The sequence below is a fragment of the Photorhabdus bodei genome (assembly GCF_003287735.1).
In the GTDB taxonomy this organism is placed as follows: Bacteria; Pseudomonadota; Gammaproteobacteria; order Enterobacterales; family Enterobacteriaceae; genus Photorhabdus; species Photorhabdus kayaii.
This window is the reverse complement of record NZ_NSCM01000018.1, coordinates 39,973-63,876: the sequence shown is the minus strand read 5'-3', so window position 1 is coordinate 63,876 and position 23,904 is coordinate 39,973. Positions and strand designations below refer to the sequence as shown.

The following is a 23,904-nucleotide window of genomic DNA, read 5'->3' as shown; positions in this document are numbered from 1 at the left end:
GTTATTGCATTCCCATAGGCATTTAGAGAAACAATAGATAATAACGTTATGAAATAGTTAATGACCGAATGATACCGTTTTATCTACCCGTTATTTTCATCCTATTTCAGCACGTTATCAGACGTCATATTTGCTGCCTTATTTTAATGAATATCAATAACTTTTTTATTGTATCCATGATACGCAAGGCAGCATAACTACCTTATTTATTTAACATTTAAAAGGAATAAACATGAGCACAATCACACCAGAACGCCCTGAAATGACACAACAGGCACAAAAAGCTAACCGACTGCATGAAGCGAGTATCCTCAAACGTGCTAATCCTCAATTGCAAAATGCGGTACATCTTGCTTTAACCTCGCCTCATGCCGATCAACAAGGTTATAACAGTAAATTTGGTGGCCGTGCCAGCCAATATGTCGCCCCCGGTGCAGTTGCCTCCATGTTCTCTCCCGCTGCTTATCTGACTGAACTTTACCGTCAGGCACGGGATTTACACGCAGAAAATACCATTTATCATCTGGATAAACGCCGCCCGGATCTAAAATCACTGATACTCAGTCAGCAAAATATGGATGATGAAGTTTCTACACTTTCTCTGTCTAATAAAGTGTTGCTGGAAGGGATTCAGACGCAGGCCGGACAGGAAGGCCATACTCATGTGATGAAAGCGCTATCAACCTTTCGTCCTACTGGTTCGATACCGTATCACGATGCTTACGAAAATGTACGTAAGGTTATTCAGTTACAGGCCCCGGTATTTGAGCAATTCAATATTTCCCCAGAAACAACCATCGCTAAACTGAAGTACCAAACTTCCCTATTGGGGATTAATATTTCCATCTCTCCAGAACTATTTAATATCCTAACGGATAAAATTACAGATGACGAAGAGGAAATTAAAAGACTCTATAAAAAAAACTTTGACGGTATTCAGCCTTCTTTAATGGCAACGTTAGAATATCTAAAAATCTATTATAACTTAACTGATGAAGAAATTAATCAGTCTATTAATCAACGAAATATTGAACGAATACATAATGAAATGAATGCCGAGTATGGTAGTCAACAACCCGCTCAATATTATCTCCTCAAGCTTAATAAGATTATTCTTGTGTCACGAGCCACAGACATGGCACCAGAAATCCTTAAAAAAATTGCCTCTAGTAGAACTTATCACGCAATATCCCAACCTATGGAAGTCACCCTAGAATATAACCCTACTATATACGATGAACTGAATGACATACCAGACATCAATACAGAGATATTAAAGAAAATATTTCGCGTTAAATACTATATGCAACGTTACAATATTGATGCTGAAACTGCATTGATACTGTGCAATGCACCAATTTCAGAAGACTACTATAGCCCTAGCCCCAATCAATTTAATCGTTTATTTAATACCCCACCATTAAATAGCCGGGATTTCTACGCTTCAGATGAAGAGATTGATTTAAGCCAAAACAGTGCTGATAGCCAGCAAAAAGAGGTACTTAAACGTGCTTTTAATGTCGATGATATATCACTTTATCAATTACTCAAGATGACTCATCGTGACAATGGAAATGGAGAAATAATCAATAACTTAACTAATATTTCTTATCTCTATCTGACCAAATTACTAGCAGATGTCCATCAATTAACTGTTAACGAGCTGAATTTACTGCTAATTGCCATAGGTGAAGGATCAACCAGTTTATCTGGGATCAGTGATGATAATCTGTCTGTTCTGATTGACAAACTTTATAACGTTACCCAGTGGTTGCATACACAGAAATGGAATAAGTACCTGTTGTTTATGATGACCACCACCGACTATAACAAAACCCTGACGCCAGAAATCCAAAACCTGCTAGATGCTGTCTACAATGGTTTGCAAGGCCTTAACAGCGAAAACGAGGCAAATCTTCTGTTGAAGATCTCTCCCTATATCGCCGCCGCTCTGCAATTACCGTCTGAAAATAGCGCTTACTATATGCTCACTTGGGCAGATCAACTAAAACCCGGCTCTGGTGCAATGACAGCAAAAAAATTCTGGAAATGGTTGCAATCTCAACACACCCCAGAACAATCAACTACTGAGACAGAAGAACAAGCCGTCCAATATTGCCAATGCCTGGCACAACTAGCGCTGATTTATCATTCCATCGGCCTTAGCGAAAGTACCTTACGTCTGTTTGTCACAAAACCACAACACTTTGGTCTTACCGCAGGAGCAGCGTCAACACACAATGCATTATCACTGATAAAGCTGACACGTTTTGCTGACTGGGTTAACTCTCTAGGTGAAAACGCCTCTTCTGTACTGACCGAATTTGAAAAGGGAACATTAGAGGCCAAACAGTTGGCTGATGCCATGAATCTTGATACAAATCTACTGGAGCAAGCCAGTACTCATGCACAAGTTAATTTCTCCAACTGGGCATCTCTCGACAACCTATTGCAATGGGTTAACATCGCGCGTCAATTAAATATCTCTCCACAAGATGTTTCTACACTGGCGCAAGTATTGGGCATAGAATCTTCCACTGACTATAGCCAATGGGAAAAGGTAGCGACCATATTAACCGCCGGACTAGATATCCAACAGGCCAACGCCTTGCACACTTTTTTGGATGAATCTCGCAGTACTGCATTAAGCGAGTACTACATTCGTAAGGTCGCTAACGCAGATGCAAAAGTTAAAAACCGTGATGATCTATACCAGTATTTATTGATTGATAACCAAGTTTCCGCCGCCAGCAAAACTACCCCGATTGCGGAAGCTATCGCCAGCATCCAACTGTATATTAACCGGGCACTGAAAAACATGGAGGGAAACACGGTTTCGCAGGTTGCCACCCGACCATTCTTTACCGATTGGGATAAATACAACAAACGCTACAGCACTTGGGCCGGCATGACTAAGCTCATTTACTACCCTGAGAATTACATCGACCCGACGATACGCATCGGGCGAACAAAAATGATGGATACGTTGCTGCAGTCCATCAGCCAGAGTCAATTAAATACCGATACGGTAGAAGACGCCTTTATGTCTTATCTGACATCATTCGAACAGGTGGCTAATCTGGAAATTGTCAGTGCCTATCATGACAACATCGATAGCAATCAGGGATTAACCTACTTTATCGGACATAGTAAAACCGAAGCGAATCAATATTATTGGCGTAGCGTGGATCACAATAAATTCAGCAATGGTAAGTTTCCTGCTAACGCCTGGAGTGAATGGCACAAAATTGACTGTCCAACAAATCCCTATAAAGACACTATCCGCCCGGTAATTTTCCAATCTCGCCTGTATCTGATCTGGCTGGAGCAGAAGAAAATTGCTAAACAGGCAGATAATAATCAAACCGTCGAAGATTATTATTATGAACTAAAACTAGCACATATCCGTTACGACAGTACCTGGAATACACCAATAACCTTTGATGTCAATGACAAAGTATCTGCTGTTTTAAAAACATCAGATTTATTGGACCAATTGCAAGAGTACCAAAAGCAATTAGAAGATAAACTGAAAGAACAGCAGGAAGAAGTAGAGCGACTAAAACCAATCCTACCACTGAATCCAGTAAGTCCACCAAAACCTATAGAGCCACTAAAATCATTGCAACTATTGCCACCGCTAATAGAACAACGGAAAAAACAACTGGCGCAATGGGAGAGAGAATTGAATGAACAGGGGCAATCAACGACAGAGATAAGCGTAAGGGAAAAACAACTGGAATTGAACCAACAGGATATTCAGAAGGAGTTGGATCGATTAGAGCTAGAGCTAATAAGAAAGCAGCTAGGGTTCTACTGTGCAAATCACCAAGACAATAAGTTGTTAGTCATATTTTATCAAAAACAGGATGCACTGGATAAATATACAACAGACGCCCCCATAAAAGGGCTACATATCTCCTCAAATATATTACCCGAAGATATAAATCTCGGAGATTACATACCTAACATTCGTAACCAGTTTGATATCGATATTGGAGTCAATAGTATCATTACGGTGAATAACCAGTATGAAATCTCTTCATCAGTAGAAATAGGTGACAATAATATCCTGACCCTTTACCACGACACAAACGGAGCGCAGTATATGCAATCAGGAGGTTATCGTACTCGTCTTAATACCCTGTTTGCCCGTAAATTAGTCAGTCGCGCCACCGCTGGAATTGATACTATTCTGAATATAGAGACCCAGAATATTCAGGAGCCTACTTTATGGAATGATAATTTTATTGCAACATTACCAATATATAGCCCAAGTCTTCACGGTAACAGCAACAATATCACAATAATGTTAGGCAATGACATAGAAAAACCTGACGAAGAAAATATCATTTATCAGGGAGAATTAAAGGATGAAATTCAATTAATTGATCTTTCTAAAACTTATATATCCGTAATAAATGGCAGTAATAGTACTAAGCCAGGAAATGAGAGGGAGAATGGCGAATGTTGGATTTATTTATTTGTAAAATACTCTGGAGATCCAATATATATTGGAGAGTTTTGGTTTATTAATAAAACTAATTTTCAAGGTTATTATCCAAAAGGTTATATGGGAAATATTGCTCCCATTTTTACAGAAAATAAATTGGGAACCGAACCAATGGATTTCAGCGGTGCTAATAGCCTCTATTTTTGGGAGCTGTTCTATTATGCTCCGATGCTGATTGTTCAGCGTTTACTGCACGAACAAAACTTCGATGAAGCTAACCGTTGGCTGAAATATATCTGGAATCCATCAGGATATATTGAACATGGTCAGATTCAGCACTACCGCTGGAATGTCCGCCCATTATTGGAAGATACCAGTTGGAACGATGATCCACTGGATTCGGTCGATCCCGATGCCATAGCACAATATGATCCAATGCACTATAAAGTCGTTACTTTTATGCGCACCCTTGATCTGTTGCTGGCCCGTGGAGATTACGCCTATCGTCAGTTAGAACGAGATACGCTTAACGAAGCTAAGATGTGGTATATGCAAGCACTGCATCTATTGGGTGATAAACTTGATTTATCGTTCAGTTTAGAGTGGAGTAAACCAAGTTTAGGTGATGCCGCCAGAACGGAAAAACAAGAAGAACACGCCCAAGCAATGGCCGCCCTGCGACAAGGTGATATTAGTCGGCACAGCAACCCGACAGATCTTTTCTTGCCACAGGTCAATGAAGTGATGCAAAACTATTGGCAGACACTGGAACAACGGCTATATAACCTACGCCATAATCTTTCCATTGACGGCCAGCCCTTGCATCTGCCTATTTATGCCACACCGGCAGATCCAAAAGCGTTACTCAGTGCTGCTGTTGCTAGCTCACAAGGCGGAAGCAAGTTACCAACGTCATTTATGTCACTGTGGCGTTTCCCACAGATGTTGGAAAACGCACGCGGTATGGTAAGCCAGTTAACACAGTTCGGCTCCACGTTACAAAATATTATCGAACGTCAGGATGCGGAAGCCTTAAACACGCTATTGCAGAATCAAGCGGCAGAACTGATATTGACCAACCTGAGCATACAAGATAAGACTATTAAAGAGCTGGATGCGGAAAAAATCGTACTGGAAAAATCCAAAGCTGGGGCGCAATCACGCTTTGACAGCTACAAAAAGCTATACGATGAAAATATCAATGCAGGTGAAAACCGAGTGATTACATTGCATGCCTCCGTTGCTGGCCTCAGCACCGCCCTGCAAGCATCGCGTCTGGCCGGAGCTGCGCTTGATTTGGCACCCAACATTTTTGGTTTCGCTGATGGCGGCAGCCGTTGGGGGGCGATTGCCGAAGCAACAGGTAATGTCATGGAATTCTCCGCCAGTGTTATGAACACCGAAGCGGATAAAATCAGCCAATCTGAAATCTATCGCCGCCGCCGTCAGGAATGGGAAATCCAACGTAATAATGCCGAAGCAGAGATAAAACAGATCGATGCCCAACTTCAATCGCTGGCAGTACGCCGTGAAGCCGCGGTGTTGCAGAAAACCAGTCTGAAAACCCAACAGGAACAAACCCACGCACAACTGGTCTTCCTGCAACGTAAATTCAGTAATCAGGCACTGTTTAACTGGCTACGTGGTCGCCTGTCCGCCATTTACTTCCAGTTCTACGATTTAGCTGTAGCCCGTTGTCTGATGGCTGAAATGGCTTATCGTTGGGAGACTAATGATACCGCCGCAAGCTTTATCAAACCCGGCGCATGGCAAGGGACACATGCTGGTCTACTCGCTGGTGAAACCTTGATGCTGAATCTGGCACAAATGGAAGATGCCTATTTGAGATGGGATCAACGCGCTCTGGAAGTAGAACGGACCATTTCACTGGCGCAACTCTATGGAGCACTGCCAGCAAAATCGTTTAATTTGGCAACACGTATTTCTGCCCTGCTAGCAGGGGGTACAACTGAACCCGTTGACGATCATCCCGTTACATTAGAAAACGGCCAACTAGGTGCCAAAATCTCACTGTCTGGACTGTCACTACATAATGACTACCCAGAAGGCAACGGCGTAGGCAACATTCGACGCATTAAACAGATCAGTGTCACCCTGCCAGCTCTGTTAGGACCATACCAAGATGTACAAGCCATTCTGTCCTACGGAGGAAGTGAAACCGGATTAGCTGAAAGCTGTAAATCACTGGCGATCTCTCATGGGATCAATGACAACGGCCAGTTCCAGTTGGATTTTAACAATGGTAAATTTCTGCCGTTTGAAGGGATAGCGATTAACAATACCGGCACATTAACACTCAGTTTCCCGAATGCGACTGGCAAACAGCAGTCCATGTTACAGGCATTGAGCGATATTATTCTGCATATTCGCTACACCATCCGCCAATAACCATCTCAATCAAATAGTAAAAACAGGCTCCTAAACGGGGCCTGAGCCTTTCACGAATATACAAGTCTGCCCTCTTAACCTGTCCAGCGCTCGTTATAACAGAGATATTTCCTTTCCTCGTGCGTCCGATTGCCTACTATAAAATATCAACCTTCTTCTTTTTCGTAGCATGCAACATGTAACAAATGCAACTATTTCATTTGGTTATTGTTAACTGATTATATTACTTATGATGTAATTATAATTTTTGTTATTGCATTACAACAGCCATTTAAATAAATAATAACTCTACGAAATAGTTGATAGTTAAATGGTGTTTTTTATTTACCGTTATTTTCAACCTAATTTCAGGCCGCTATCAGACGTTACCTGTGTTGCCTTTATTTTGATGGAGATAAATAACCTTATTTATCTCCTCGATATGCAGGCCAGCATAAATGTTTTATTGACTCAACATTTAAAAGGAATAAACATGAACACACTCAAACCCGAATATCAACAAGCGTTAGGAGCAGATTTTAATAATCTAACCGATATTTGCCATCTCTCTTTTGACGAACTTCGCAAAAAAGTGAAGGACAAACTCTCATGGTCACAGACCCAGAGCTTATATCTTGAAGCACAGCAGATGCAAAAGGATAATATCCTGCATGAAGCCCGTATTCTGAAACGTGCCAATCCTCATTTACAAAGTGCGGTCCATCTTGCCCTGACAACACCTCATGCTGACCAGCAAGGTTATAATAGCCGATTTGGCAATCGCGCCAGCAAATATGCAGCCCCTAGCGCAATTTCCTCCATGTTTTCTCCTGCTGCGTATCTGACTGAACTTTATCGTCAGGCACGAAATTTACATGCTGAAAGTTCCATTTATCATCTGGATACGCGCCGCCCAGATCTAAAATCATTGGTACTCAGCCAGAAAAATATGAATACGGAGATTTCCACGCTTTCTCTGTCTAATAACATGTTGTTAAACAGCATTAAGGCTCAACCTGAATTGGACAGCCACGCTAAAGTGGTGGAAAAATTATCTACTTTCCGCACTTCTGGCTCAATGCCATATCACGATGCTTATGAAAGTGTACATAAGATTATTCAATTACAGGCTCCAGTATTTGAGCAATTAAGTGTATTTCCAGAAACAACACTCTCTCCATTGAAGTATCAAGCTTCCCTGTTGGATATTAATGCATCCGTTTCACCAGAGTTATTTACTATTCTGACAGAAGAAATTACCGAATCTACTGCTGAAACTCTTTATAAGAATAATTTTGGTGATATTAAACCTTCTCTGATAGAAAAACTTGAATATCTGAAAAGTTATTACAATCTGAGTGATGAAGAGTCTAGCGATTTTATTAAAATAAGAACTATACTTCTCCCAGAAGAAGAAATAACAATTACCAAGCTTGCATCGCATACTACTGAAACACCTGATTATCGCGCTCTGTTGAAACTTAATAAATTTATTCGTCTATTCAAAGCCATAAACTTATCACCGACGGTATTAAGTGGCATCCTCCGCAGCATCAGTCCAGAATTCAACATCAATAAAGAAGTGTTAAAAAAAATCTTTCGTATTAAATACTATATGCAACGTTATGGTATTGATGCTGAGACTGCATTAATACTGTGCAAAGCACCCATTTCAGAAAATCCTTCTCATCCCGATCTAACCAAATTACTAGCAGACATCCATCAGTTAACTATTGATGAACTGAGTTTACTTCTGGAAATCATAAATGAAGGAACAACCAATTTATCTGAGATTACTCATGATAATCTGGCTGCTCTAATTGAAAAACTCTATGCTGTCACTGGCTGGCTACGTACACGAAAATGGAGTGTATATCAGCTGTTTATGATGACGACCGATAAATATAACGAAACTCTAACCCCGGAAATACATAACCTTCTGGATACCATCTACAATGGCTTGCAGAATTTTGACAAGGATAATCTACTAAAAATCAAAGATAATCTACTGAAAGCCAAAGAAAGCTTACCAGAAGATAAAGATAATTTGCCAAAAGCCGAGACATATCTGCTAGCAGCCGAGAAATGTCTATTGGAAGCCAATAAAAATCCGCTAGAAGCCGAGAATAATCAGAAGGGATACGAGACAAATCTGAAAAAACACGAGAAATATCTGTTGAAAGCCGGAGAAGATCTGCCAGCAATTAAAGAGAATTTGCTAAAAATCAAGGAAAATCTGCCCAAAGCCATATCTCCTTATATCGCCGCCGCTCTGCAATTGCCATCTGAGAATGTTGCTCTCTCCGTGCTGGCCTGGGCAGATAAACTAAACTCTGGCAAAGAAAACAAAATGACGGCAGATTCATTCTGGAACTGGTTGCGGAAAAAACCCATTGAAACTCAATTGAAAGCAACTGAAACAACTGAAAAAATTACACTAATTCAACAAGCTGTCCAGTACTGCCAATGCCTGGCACAACTGGCGTTTATTTACCGTTCCACCGGCCTTAACGAAAACGCCTTAAATCTGTTTGTGAAAAACCCTCAACGTTTTGTCACTAAAACCGAGACAACACCAGCAACACCAAAACATGATGTATTAACACTGACAACACTAACGCGTTTTACTGATTGGGTTAATTCACTGAGTGAAAACGCCTCTTCTGTACTGACCAAATTTGAAAAAGAAACATTAACGGCAGAATCATTGGCTAACGCCATGAATCTTGATAAAAATCTACTGGAACAAGCCAAGACCCAGGCAGAAACTGATTTATCCAACTGGTCATCTATCGACAGCCTATTGCAGTGGATTAACATCTCGCGTCAATTGAACATCTCGCCACAAGGCGTTTCCACACTAGAGCAAGTACTGACCGCAGAATCCTCCGCTGGCTATACCCAATGGGAAAACGTCGCGGCGACATTAACCGCCGGGCTGGACATCCAAAAAGCCAATGCCCTGCATGCGTCTTTGGATGAGTCTCGCAGTGCTGCGTTAAGTACATACTATATTTATTCTCATAACCAAAAAGATCGAGAAGAAAGAAAACATACGGTAATTAAAGACCGTGATGATCTATATCAATACCTATTGATCGATAACCAAGTCTCCGCCGCCATCAAAACCACGGAGATTGCGGAAGCTATCGCCAGTATCCAACTGTATATTAACCGCGCATTGAAAAATATGGAGGGAGATACCGACACAAGTGTCACTAGCCGTTCATTCTTCACTAACTGGGATAAATACAACAAACGCTATAGCACTTGGGCTGGTATTGCTAAGCTCCTTTACTATCCTGAAAATTACATCGATCCAACATTGCGGATCGGCCAGACAAAAATGATGGATACGCTACTGCAATCCATCAGCCAAAGCCAATTAAATATCGATACCGTAGAAGATGCCTTTAAATCTTATCTAACGTCATTCGAACAGGTGGCTAATCTGGAAGTCATCAGCGCCTATCATGACAACATTAATAATGACCAAGGATTGACCTATTTTATCGGACGCAGTAAAACGGAAGTGAATCAATATTATTGGCGCAGTGTGGATCACAATAAATTCAGCGAAGGTAAATTCCCCGCTAATGCCTGGAGCGAGTGGCACAAAATTGATTGCCCAATTAATCCCTACGAAGATACTATCCGCCCGGTAGTCTACCAATCCCGCCTGTATATTATCTGGCTGGAACAGAAGAAGGTAACTAATCGAGCAGAAGGAGAAGATGTCAAACAAGGAAGCAAAACGACCACAAGCTATCATTATGAACTGAAATCGGCACATATTCGTTATGACGGCACCTGGAATACACCAATTACCTTTGATGTAGATAAAAAAATATCTGATCTAAATCTAGAACCGAATAAAATGTTAGGGCTCTATTGTGCAAGTTATCAAGGCAAAGATAAATTGCTGGTCATATTTTATCAAAAACGGCCCGAACAAGCAGATTATAAACAGGCTACCATGCAAGGGTTATATATCTCCTCTAATATGTCACAAGAAGAGATGGTGCCTGATAATTATAAAACTAATATCTATAAACAGCTTGATACCCGTACTGAAACCAATAGTGTTATAAGAGTCAATAACCGCTATGCAGAAAGCTACGAAATCCCTTCATCAGTAAACAGTAATAACGGTTATGATTGGGGCGAAGGCTACCTGAGTATGGTATACGGAGGGAGTATTTTAATTACCCGTCCCCAATTAAATGGTTCAAAAATCCAAATTTCGCCGAGGTTAAGAATTATTCATAATGGATATGAAGGTCGACAACGTAATCAATGCAATCTGATGAAGAAATACGGCAAGCTCGGTGATAAATTTATTATTTATACCACGCTAGGTATTAACCCGAATAATTTATCAAATAAAAAATTTATCTACCCTGTTTATCAATATGGAGACACCCCCGAAAAAGGGAAGCTACTGTTTTATCGGGATAGTGCCACTAACTTTGTAAGAGCCTGGCTCCCTAACCTTCTCTCTGGCTCTCAAGAAATGTCCGTAACCACTGGCGGTAACATTAGTGGTAACTATGGTTATATTGATAATAAACATAGTGACAACAATCCATTCAAAGAATATTTCTATATGGATGACCACGGTGGTATTGACACTGATGTTTCTGGACCAATGTTTATTAATACCGATATTAAGTCTTCAAATGTTAAAGTCATAATAAAGGCTACCGGTATCAAAGAAGAAACGTTTATAGCAAGCGAGAACAACAATGTACCTACTGAGCCAACCCCTAACTTCGAAGAAATGTATTATCAATTTAAAGCTCTCAAAGAAATAGATGTCTCCAAGCTGACATATAATAATAATGAAGCAAGTATTGATGTCACTTTTACAGCATCTGCTGAGAAATTTGAAGGTGATAAAGATTATCGTAAGCTGGGAGAAGAACACTTCAGTATTCGTATTATCAAAAAGGCGGAAACTAATAATGTCCTATCCCTTCACAGCGATCCAAGCGGGGCACAATATATGCAATGGGGAGCCTATCGTACTCGCCTTAATACGCTGTTTGCCCGTAAATTAATTAGCCGCGCCAACGCGGGGATCGACACTATTTTGAGCATGGAAACTCAGAATATTCAGGAGCCTAAATTAGGCAAAGGTTTCTATGCTACATTCGTAATACCTCCCTATAACCCATCAACTCATGGTGATGAACGTTGGTTTAAGCTATATATCAAACATGTCGCTGATAATGACTCACATATTATCTATTCAGGCCAGCTAAAAGATACAAATATAAGCATCACATTATTTATTCCTCTTGATGACGTTCCATTGAATCGAGATTACCACGCCAAGGTTTATATGACCTTCAAGCAATCGCTATCAGATGGTACTTGGTGGGGGCCCCACTTTATTAGGGATGATAAAGGGGTAGTAGTAATAAACCCCAGCTCCATTTTGACCCATTTTGAAAGCGTCAATGTCCTAAATAATGTGAGTAGCGAACCAATGGACTTCAACGGCGCTAACAGCCTCTACTTCTGGGAACTGTTCTACTATACCCCGATGTTGATTGCTCAGCGTTTGCTGCACGAACAAAACTTCGATGAAGCTAACCGTTGGCTGAAATATGTCTGGAACCCATCTGGTCATATTGTCAATGGTCAGAAGCAACATTACTACTGGAATGTCCGCCCATTACAAGAGGACACCAGTTGGAACGATGATCCATTAGATACATTTGATCCTGATGCCATAGCTCAACATGATCCAATGCACTACAAAATCGCCACCTTTATGCGCACCCTTGATCTGCTGATCGAACAGGGAGATTACGCCTATCGCCAATTAGAACGGGACACACTCGCCGAAGCCAAAATGTGGTATATGCAAGCTCTGCATCTATTAGGCGATAAACCTCATTTACCACTCAGTTCAACATGGAATGATCCAGAACTAGAAGAGGCCGCGGATCTTGAGAAACAAAAGACACATGCCAAAGCAGTAGCAGATTTACGACAAGGCCAGTCTACAGGTGGAAGCAATACAGATCTTTTCCTGCCACAGGTCAACGAAGCGATGCTGAGCTATTGGCAGAAACTGGAACAACGGCTGTATAACCTGCGCCATAACCTCTCTATTGATGGTCAACCTTTGCATCTGCCTATTTTTGCGACACCAGCCGATCCAAAAGCGTTACTCAGTGCCGCTGTTGCCAGCTCACAGGGCGGAAGCAATATGCCAGCGTCATTTATGTCACTGTGGCGTTTCCCACACATGCTGGAAAACGCCCGCGGCATGGTCAGTCAGCTCACTCAATTCGGCTCCACATTACAAAATATTATCGAACGTCAGGATGCAGAGGCATTAAACACACTGTTACAGAATCATGCGGCGGAACTGGTATTGACCAATCTCAGCATACAGGACAAAACCATTGAAGAGCTGGATGTTGAAAAAACTGTGCTAGAAAAAACACGCGCCGGAGCCCAATCACGTTTTGATAGCTACAGCAAATTCTACAATGAAGACATCAACGCGGGTGAAAAACAGGCGATGGCGTTGCGTGCTTCCGTCGCTGGCATCTCTACTGCCCTTCAAGCATCACATCTGGCGGGCGCTGCACTTGATCTGGCCCCCAACATCTTTGGCTTCGCTGATGGTGGTAGCCATTGGGGTGCGATCGCCCAAGCCACAGGTAATGTCATGGAATTCTCCGCCAGTGTCATCAACACCGAAGCGGATAAAATCAGCCAGTCTGAAGCCTACCGTCGGCGTCGTCAGGAATGGGAAATTCAGCGTAATAACGCCGAGACAGAGCTGAAACAAATCGATGCTCAGCTTCAATCACTAGTAGTACGCCGTGAAGCCGCGGTGTTGCAGAAAACCAGCCTGAAAACGCAACAGGAACAAACCCAAGCACAACTGCTGTTCCTACAACATAAGTTCAGCAATCAAGCTTTGTACAACTGGCTGCGTGGTCGGCTGTCCGCCATTTACTTCCAGTTCTATGATTTAACGGTAGCTCGCTGTTTGATGGCTGAAATGGCCTATCGCTGGGAGACTAATGACACCACGGCAAGTTTTATCAAACCCGGTGCCTGGCAAGGAACCCATGCCGGTTTGCTGGCGGGAGAAACCTTAATGCTGAATCTGGCACAAATGGAAGACGCGCATCTGAAACAGGATCAACGCGTACTGGAAGTAGAACGTACCGTTTCACTGGCAAATATCTATAAAGAGAAAAGTCAATTTTCCCTGACTGAGAAAATTGCAGAACTGGTGAAGAATAAATTAGGCACTGCCGGTAGCGGAAATAATGTCCTGAAGTTTGGTACCAAAAGCGCCAAAACTTCTCTGCAAGCGTCTATTTCGTTAGCTGACTTACAAATTTGTCACGATTACCCAGAAGGTAGTGGAGTCGGTAACGTTCGCAGAATTAAACAGATCAGTGTCACCCTGCCAACACTGTTAGGCCCCTATCAGGATGTACAGGCGATTCTGTCTTACAGCGGAGATGTCACTGGATTAACCGAAAGTTGCAAATCGTTGGCGGTTTCTCATGGAATGAATGACAGCGGCCAGTTCCAGTTGGATTTCAACGATGGAAAATTCCTGCCGTTTGAAGGAATCGACATCGATAAAGGTACGCTGACATTGAGCTTCCCAAATGCAATTGGTGAAGGAAGCAAAGAGGGCAAACAACAAACCATGCTGGAGAGTCTAAGCGACATCATTCTGCATATTCGCTACACCATTCGCCAATAACGATTTCAATTAAGTGCTAAAACAGGCCCCTAAATGGGGCCTGCAAGGAGTCTTTCATGCAAAATTCACAAGATTTTAGTATTACAGAACTATCATTGCCCAAAGGGGGAGGCGCTATCACGGGAATGGGGGAAGCGTTAACCCCCACCGGACCGGATGGTATGGCCGCGCTATCTCTACCATTGCCTATTTCTGCCGGGCGCGGTTATGCCCCGTCACTCGCCTTAAACTACAACAGCGGTGCCGGTAACAGTCCATTTGGTCTGGGTTGGGATTGCAACGTTATGACCATCCGCCGACGCACCCATTTTGGCGTTCCCCATTATAACGAAACCGATACTTTCCTTGGGCCGGAAGGCGAAGTACTGGTAGTAGCGGATCAACCGCGTGATGAATCGACATTACACGGTATCAACCTAGGCGCTACCTTCACCGTTACCGAATACCGTTCCCGTCTGGAAAGTCATTTCAGCCGATTGGAATATTGGCAGCCCAAGACAACAGGCAAAAAAGACTTTTGGTTGATATATAGCCCAGATGGGCAGGTGCATCTACTGGGTAAATCACCGCAAGCGCGGATCAGCAACCCATCCAAAACGACACAAACAGCACAATGGCTGCTGGAAGCCTCTGTATCACCACGTGGCGAACAAATTTATTATCAATATCGCGCCGAAGATGACACAGGTTGCGAAGCAGATGAAATTACGCACCATTCACAGGCTACAGCGCAACGTTATTTACACATCGTCTATTACGGCAACCGTACAGCCAGCGAAACGTTACCCTGTCTGGATGGCAGCGCCCCATCACAAGCAGATTGGTTGTTCTATCTGGTATTTGATTACGGCGAACGCAGTAACAACCTGAAAATGCCACCAGCATTTACAGCAACGGGTAACTGGCTTTGTCGTCAGGACCGTTTTTCCCGTTATGAATATGGCTTTGAGATTCGTACCCGCCGCTTATGCCGTCAGGTATTGATGTACCATCACCTGCAAGCGCTGGATAATAAGATAAAAGAACACAACGGACCAACGCTGGTTTCACGCCTGATACTCAATTATAACGAAAGCGAAATCGCCAGCACGCTGGCATTTGTTCGTCGAGTGGGACACGAGCAAGACGGTACTGCCGTCACCCTGCCACCATTAGAATTGGCGTATCAGGATTTTTCACCGCAACATAACGCTCACTGGCAGCCGATGGACGTTCTGTCTAATTTCAACTCTATTCAGCGCTGGCAACTAGTTGATCTAAAAGGCGAAGGATTACCGGGCCTGCTATATCAGGATAAAAACGCCTGGTGGTACCGTTCCGCACAGCGCTTGGGTGAAATTGGCTCAGATACCGTCACTTGGGAAAAAATGCAGCCTTTGTCTGCTATCCCTTCCTTGCAAAGTAACGCCTCGCTGGTGGATATCAACGGAGACGGCCAACTTGACTGGGTTATCACCGGACCGGGATTACGGGGATATCATAGTCAACGCCCGGATGGCAGTTGGACACGTTTTACCCCACTCAATGCTCTGCCGGTGGAATATACCCATCCGCACGCGCAACTCGCCGATTTAATGGGAGCCGGGCTATCCGATTTGGTACTCATCGGCCCTAAGAGTGTGCGTTTATATGCCAATACCCGCGACGGCTTTGCCAAAGGGAAAAATGTGGTGCAATCCGGCGATATCACACTGCCAATACCCGGTGCCGATCCGCGTAAGTTGGTGGCGTTTAGTGATGTATTGGGTTCCGGTCAGGCGCATCTGGTTGAAGTGAGCGCGACTAAAGTCACCTGCTGGCCTAATCTGGGGCACGGACATTTTGGTCAACCCATCACCCTACCGGGATTCAGCCAGCTAGAAGCTATATTTAACCCGTCTCAAGTTTATCTGGCCGATCTGGATGGCAGCGGCCCAACTGATCTGATTTATATTCACACCAACCGTCTGGATATCTTCCTGAATAAAAGTGGCAATGGCTTTGCTAAACCGGTGACATTGCTCTTCCCGGAAGGTCTGCGTTTTGATCATACCTGTCAGTTACAAGTAGCCGATGTACAAGGATTAGGCGTCGCCAGCCTGATACTGAGCGTGCCGCATATGTCTCCCCATCACTGGCGCTGCGATCTGACCAACATGAAGCCGTGGTTACTCAATGAAATGAACAACAATATGGGGGCTCATCACACCTTACGTTACCGCAGTTCCGCCCAATTCTGGCTGGATGAAAAAGCCGCGGCGCTGGCTGCCGGACAAACACCGGTTTGCTATCTACCCTTCCCGGTCCACACCCTATGGCAAACGGAAACAGAAGATGAAATCAGCGGCAACAAATTAGTCACAACACTGCGTTATGCTCGTGGCGCTTGGGATGGACGCGAGCGGGAATTTCGCGGATTTGGTTATGTAGAGCAGACAGACAGCCATCAACTGGCTCAAGGCAACGCGCCAGAACGCACACCACCCGCGCAGACCAAAAACTGGTATGCCACCGGGCTGCCGGTGATAGATAACGCATTATCAACCGAGTATTGGCGTGATGATCAGGCTTTTGCCGGTTTCTCACCGCGCTTTACGACCTGGCAAGATAACAAAGATGTTCCGTTAACACCGGAAGATGATAACAGTCGGTACTGGTTCAACCGCGCGTTGAAAGGTCAACTGCTACGTAGTGAACTGTACGGATTGGACGACAGTACAAATAAACACGTTCCCTATACTGTCACTGAATTTCGTTCACAGGTACGTCGATTACAGCATACCGACAGCCGATACCCTGTACTTTGGTCATCTGTAGTTGAAAGCCGCAACTATCATTACGAGCGTATCACCAGCGACCCGCAATGCAGCCAAGATATTACGCTATCCAGTGATCGATTTGGTCAGCCGCAAAAACAGCTTTCGGTACAGTATCCGCGCCGCCAGCAACCGGCAATCAATCTGTATCCTGATACATTGCCTGATAAGTTGTTAGCCAACAGCTATGATGACCAACAACGCCAATTACGGCTCACCTATCAACAATCCAGTTGGCATCATCTGACCGACAATACCGTTCGAGTGTTGGGATTACCGGATAGTACCCGCAGTGATATCTTTACTTATGACGCTGAAAATGTACCTGCTGGTGGTTTAAATCTGGAACTTCTGAGTGATAAAAATAGCCTGATCGCGGACGATAAACCACGTGAATACCTTGGCCAGCAACAAACCGTTTATACCGACGGACAAAATGCAGCGCCATTGCAAACACCAACACGGCAAGCTCTGATTGCCTTTACCGAGACAACAGTATTCAATCAGTCCACATTATCAGCATTTAATGGGAGCATCCCGTCCGATAAATTACCAACGACGCTGGAGCAAGCTGGATATCGACAGGCCAATTACCTATTCCCTCGTATTGGTGAAAACATAGTCTGGGTAGCCCGTCACGGCTATACCGATTACGGTACAGCGGCACAGTTCTGGTGCCCGCAAAAACAGAGCAACACCCAACTCACCGGTAAAATCACCCTTACCTGGGATACAAACTATTGCGTTGTGATACAAACCCGGGATGCTGCTGGACTAACAACCTCAGCCAGATATGACTGGCGTTTTCTGACTCCTGTGCAACTCACGGATGTCAATGACAATCAGCACCTTATCACACTGGATGCGTTGGGCCGACCAATCACACTACGCTTTTGGGGAACTGAAAACGGCAAGATGACAGGTTATTCCTCACCGGAAAAAGCATCATTTTCTCCACCATCCGATGTTAATGCCGCTATTGAGTTAAAAAAACCGCTCCCTGTAGCACAGTGTCAGGTCTACGCACCAGAAAGCTGGATGCCAGTATTAAGTCAGAAAACCTTCAATCGACTGGCAGAACAAGATTGGCAAAAGTTATACAACGCCCAAATCATCACCGAAGATGGACGTATCTGCACACTGGCTTATCGCCGCTGGGTACAAAGCCAAAAGGCAACCCATCAGCAATTCAACTTGTTGAACAACAGTACCCGTTTACCTCCTCACAGCCTGACATTGACGACAGATCGTTATGATCACGATCCTGAGCAACAGATCCGTCAACAGGTGGCGTTTAGTGATGGCTTTGGCCGCTTGCTGCAAGCTGCTGCCCGACATGAGGCAGGCTTGGCCTGGCAACGTAATGAAGATGGTTCTCTGATTATAAGTGTCAAGAATACCGAGAATCGTTGGGCAGTGACCGGACGGACGGAATATGACAATAAGGGACAACCGATACGCACCTATCAGCCCTATTTCCTCAATGACTGGCGATACGTCAGTAATGACAGTGCCCGGCGGGAAAAAGAAGCTTATGCGGATACCCATGTCTATGATCCCGTTGGTCGAGAAATCAAGGTTATCACCGCAAAAGGTTGGTTCCGTCGAACCTTGTTCACTCCCTGGTTTACTGTCAATGAAGATGAAAATGACACAGCCGCTGAGGTGAAAAAGGTAAAGATGTAACTTGATCAACCCCGCCTGGCTGACAGGCGGGAAACATAGATAGAGGTGAAAGGTGTTGTTCATAATACCGTCAGATACTCAACTTATTATCTGGTTGATCATTGGTTTTATTGCGGCCTGGGGCGGGTTAGTAAGGTACCTCATTGATATGCAACACAAACAATATAAATGGAGTTGGATCAACGTATTCTGTCAACTCATCATCTCCTGTTTTACCGGTGTACTGGGAGGACTGCTGAGTTTTGAAAGTGGCAGCAGTATCTATATGACTTTTGCGATTGCAGGTCTATTCGGCACAACAGGAAGTACCGGACTGAATTGGCTCTGGCGCCGCCTCATTACGCATCATCATGATCATGGAAGGAAGCAATAAGGTATGCCCACTGCCACAGCAAACCATCTGTCTCCAGCTAAACTGGGAAATTATCTACTACACTATCGTAAGAAAACTAACATGCAGACAAAAATTGCGATTGCAGAAAGGATTACACACAACAACGAGGTAACTCATGAAAAACATTGATCCCAAACTTTATCAAAAAACCCCTATCGTCAACGTCCAAGACAACCGTGGTTTGACGATCCGTAATATCGATTTTCACCGTACCACCGCAAACGGTGATACCGATACCCGTATTACCCGCCATCAATACAATGCTCACGGACACCTAAGTCAAAGCATCGATCCGCGCCTATATGAGGTCAGACAAACCAACAGTACGATCAAACCCAATTTTCTTTGGCAGTATGACTTGACCGGTAATTCCCTACGTACAGAGAGCATTGATGCAGGTCGCACTGTCACCTTGAATGATATTGAAGGCCGTCCGCTGCTGACAGTGACTGCAACAGGTGTCATACAAACCCGGCAATATGAAATTTCTTCTCTGCCCGGTCGTCTGTTATCTGTTACCGAACAAATACCAGAGGAAAAAACATCCCATATCACCGAACGCTTGATTTGGGCTGGCAATAGCGAAGCAGAGAAAAACCATAACCTTGCCGGCCAGTGTGTGCGCCACTATGACACGGCGGGAGTTACCCGGTTGGAGAGTTTATCACTGACCGGTACTGTTTTATCTCAATCCAGCCAACTATTGATCGACACTCAAGAGGCAAACTGGACAGGTGATAACGAAACTGTCTGGCAAAACATGCTGGCTGATGACATCTACACCATCCTGAGCACCTTCGATGCCACCGGCGCTTTACTGACTCAGACCGATGCCAAAGGAAACATTCAGAGGCTAGCTTACGATGTGGCCGGGCGGCTAAACGGGAGCTGGCTAACATTAAAAGGCCAGACGGAACAAGTGATTATTAAATCCCTGACCTATTCCGCTACCGGACAAAAATTACGCGAGGAACACGGCAATGGTGTTATTACTGAATATAGTTATGAACCGGAAACCCAACGGCTTATCGGTATCAAAACCCGCCGTTCGTCAGATGCCAATCCGTCAGACACTAAAGTGCTGCAAGATCTGCGCTATGAATATGACCCGGTAGGCAATGTCATCAGTATCCGTAATGACGCAGAAGCTACCCGCTTTTGGCACAATCAGAAAGTGGTGCCGGAAAACACTTATACCTACGATTCCCTGTATCAGCTTATCAGTGCCACCGGGCGCGAAATGGCGAATATAGGTCAACAAAGTCACCAATTTCCCTCACCCGCGCTACCTTCTGATAACAACACCTATACCAACTATACCCGTACTTATACTTATGACTGTGGCGGAAATCTGAACAAAATCCAGCACAGTTCACCGGCTACGCAAAATAACTACACCACCAATATAACGGTTTCAAATCGCAGTAACCGCGCAGTGTTAAGCACACTGACCGAAGATCCAGCGCAAGTAGATGCTTTGTTTGATGTAGGCGGACATCAAAATACCTTGATACCGGGACAAAACCTGAACTGGAATATTCGCGGTGAACTGCAACAAGTAACATTGGTTAAACGGGACAACAGCGCCAATGATGATCGGGAATGGTATCGTTATAACGGTAACGGAAGAAGGGTATTAAAAGTCAATGAACAACGGACCAGCAACAACGCTCAAATACAGCGAATAACGTATTTACCGAGCCTGGAACTTCGTCTAACACAAAACAGCACGACCACAACCGAAGATTTGCAAGTTATCACCGTAGGCGAAGCGGGCCGGGCGCAGGTACGAGTATTGCATTGGGATAGCGGTAAACCGGAAGCTATCGACAATAATCAGTTACGTTACAGCTACGATAATCTTATCGGCTCTAGTCAACTTGAATTAGATAGCGAAGGACAGATTATCAGTGAGGAAGAGTACTATCCTTATGGTGGCACGGCATTATGGGCAGCAAGGAATCAGACAGAAGCCAGTTATAAAACCATCCGTTATTCAGGCAAAGAGCGGGATGCGACCGGGTTGTATTACTACGGCTATCGGTATTACCAACCGTGGATAGGACGATGGTTAAGTGCCGATCCAGCGGGAACAATCGATGGGCTGAATTTATATCGCATGGTGAGGAATAATCCCATTAAATATCATGATACTGATGGTAGAGCACCTGAAATTAAAGATGTCGAACACACTGTGATATATGGTTTCAGCCATCACCGCGGATCAGAAATGGGGAAGGCATTCGCGGCTAATAAGAATCCTGTTACCATCGATGAATATAATGCCGGGCTTGGTATCATGGGTGAATTAAGTCTGTCTGATTATTTTAGAATTTCTCAAAATCTTAAAGAAGACAGTCCACCTAAATTGAATGAGAAAAATATAAGAATTAACTCACGTAAATATCTGGATGCTATAGGTATAAAGGCGGATTCAGCTACGGATAAAATTAAACAGGAAGCCTATGAACAACAATATGCTTACACTGCGTCATGGAGTTTTCATATGGTAGAAAATAAAGGAAAATTAGATATTCAAAGTAAAATAAAAAATCTTCTACCGTCAAAGGGACTTTTCAGTGGGTTATCCGGCCAAAAACGATTCCAGAAATTAGACGCATTTATTTTAAAAAATAGTGATGGTAGCGATTTCACTATTCAAAGGCAGAGAGATATATTAACGAAATTTGCTTCCGCAGGAAATGCAGGAGAACTTGAAAGCACTTTATCCGCAGCAGATCAATCATGGCTAAAAAATACTATTGCAACGGCATTCTTTAGACAAACAAGTAAATTAGGTATGGATTGGTTTATAAAACAATTAGCATCACCTGATTTCAGATTTGTTATGGCTGGATATAACGGTGAAAAATTGACTATCGAGCAACTAAATTCAGACAAGCCTTGGAAAACAGGAAAAAGAAGGAAAGAAGGCCCGAATGAATATGCCGAGGCAATAACTTTCTCTGAAATTCGCCACGCTTATAGAAAAGGATACAATAGTAAAATAAACTTTATCCAGAAATAATTAGGAACAAGCCATGAGAGAATATTTATCTCATGGCTTGATTATTCTTATTATTTTATTGAATGTTAATAAATTATTTTAACATTAAACATCATATAATTATGATAATATTTAAAATATCAAATCAGAAATTAATGAATTTAATGGCTCTTTATATTTATTCCTGAGAGTATAAGCACAATACCTTACCGATGGTGCTGGACGTGATTCAAAATCCAGAAATGCTATATTTTTATCAATATGGGTAGAGTAGCGCATTTCATTAGCTGTCATTAAACTTATCGCGACACCCGCTTTTACCAGATCCAATCTATTAGTAAAATCAGGGATCGTCAATAACGCTAAATTCTGGTATTCAGGCAGATAATTCAATGGCATAAAATTATCGCACTGTTTTAAAAAGGTACTATTATGCTGAACCAAAGGAAAGCTATATATTATTTCATCAACATGACTCTCTGGTTCTAAAATATCATTGGATACGGCAAGAGACAACTTTTGATAAGCACCATCTATCCTGATGATATCATCATTATCTGGATAACATTCAGTCGTCACATAAACCGTTATATCTCCTTTTATTAAGGAAGAAAATACCGCATCTTGCCTTATTAAATCATCAAAGAGAAAATTGTTGATTATACAAATATCACGGTAATGATAACGTTGCACCGCTCTTTTTACGACTGTAGATATCTTGTTAACATATTCTCCACTTGTGCCAATAACCAGTTTGTCTCTGTTTGATAATTTATAATTTTGACGACAATTCCAGTTATCCTCAACTTTCTGAATCCTTTCATAACACGGCAACAACTCCTGATATAATGCCTTACCCTCTTCCGTAAGCTTTGTTTTTCCCGGTAATCGTTCAAATAATTGGCAACCTACACGCTGTTCCAGTTGATATACGAGCCTGCTAAGTGGAGAGGGAGTAATGCAAAGCGTATCCGCTGCTAACGTGAATGACTCTTTCTTAGCTGATTCCATAAAATACTTTAGTTGCTTTGAACAAAATATCATCACATACCCTCTTGTTTTCATTCCAGAAATAGAATATTAACCATAGAACATGACAATGATGTTTCTACTTTGCATTCTTTTACATTAGGACATGTATTAATTGATATTGGATTTCACCACTTCCATTATTAATATTTATTTAATACTTGTATAATGATTATAAAATAAATATAACTTATCACTATGTTAGATTAATTATTTTAATTAAAATTCATATTTTATATTTCAATTAATTAAAAAAATACCGACAATATTCCCATTAAACCAACCCCAGTATAACATTAAATAAATTACTAATTTACACCAACCACAACTTGACTTTACCATTATTTCATTAATTAGAGATTTAAATTTAATATTTCACAAGAAGAAGTTAACCGCACTTCT

Annotated in this window: 6 protein-coding genes; 5 read left to right on the top strand and 1 reads right to left on the bottom strand. The window is 42.8% G+C overall.

Annotated features, from left to right (window positions below; translation table 11 throughout):
* Positions 1-232: 232 nt before the first annotated feature.
* From CKY02_RS12285 to CKY02_RS12265, 5 genes are all read left to right on the top strand, one after another.
* Complete coding sequence (locus CKY02_RS12285) at positions 233-6,862, top strand: Tc toxin subunit A-related protein (RefSeq protein WP_112895500.1); 6,630 nt, start codon at positions 233-235, stop codon at positions 6,860-6,862.
* Between the two features lie 472 nt (positions 6,863-7,334).
* Positions 7,335-14,591 (top strand): Tc toxin subunit A-related protein, encoded by a 7,257-nt coding sequence (locus CKY02_RS12280; protein WP_112895505.1) that lies wholly within the window; start codon positions 7,335-7,337, stop codon positions 14,589-14,591.
* Between the two features lie 56 nt (positions 14,592-14,647).
* A complete protein-coding gene (locus CKY02_RS12275; protein ID WP_112895499.1) occupies positions 14,648-19,072 on the top strand; it encodes a SpvB/TcaC N-terminal domain-containing protein in 4,425 nt (1,474 codons plus the stop codon).
* Positions 19,073-19,124: 52 nt separating this feature from the next.
* Complete coding sequence (locus CKY02_RS12270; RefSeq protein WP_112895498.1) at positions 19,125-19,445, top strand: phage holin family protein; 321 nt, start codon at positions 19,125-19,127, stop codon at positions 19,443-19,445.
* A gap of 136 nt (positions 19,446-19,581) precedes the next feature.
* The gene (locus CKY02_RS12265; protein ID WP_112895497.1) at positions 19,582-22,494 is read left to right on the top strand and encodes an RHS repeat protein; all 2,913 of its coding nucleotides are present in this window, start codon (positions 19,582-19,584) and stop codon (positions 22,492-22,494) included.
* Positions 22,495-22,605: 111 nt separating this feature from the next.
* Here CKY02_RS12265 and CKY02_RS12260 read toward each other — a convergent pair whose 3' ends face one another.
* The gene (locus CKY02_RS12260; RefSeq protein WP_112895496.1) at positions 22,606-23,517 is read right to left on the bottom strand and encodes a helix-turn-helix domain-containing protein; all 912 of its coding nucleotides are present in this window, start codon (positions 23,515-23,517) and stop codon (positions 22,606-22,608) included.
* Positions 23,518-23,904: the final 387 nt, after the last annotated feature.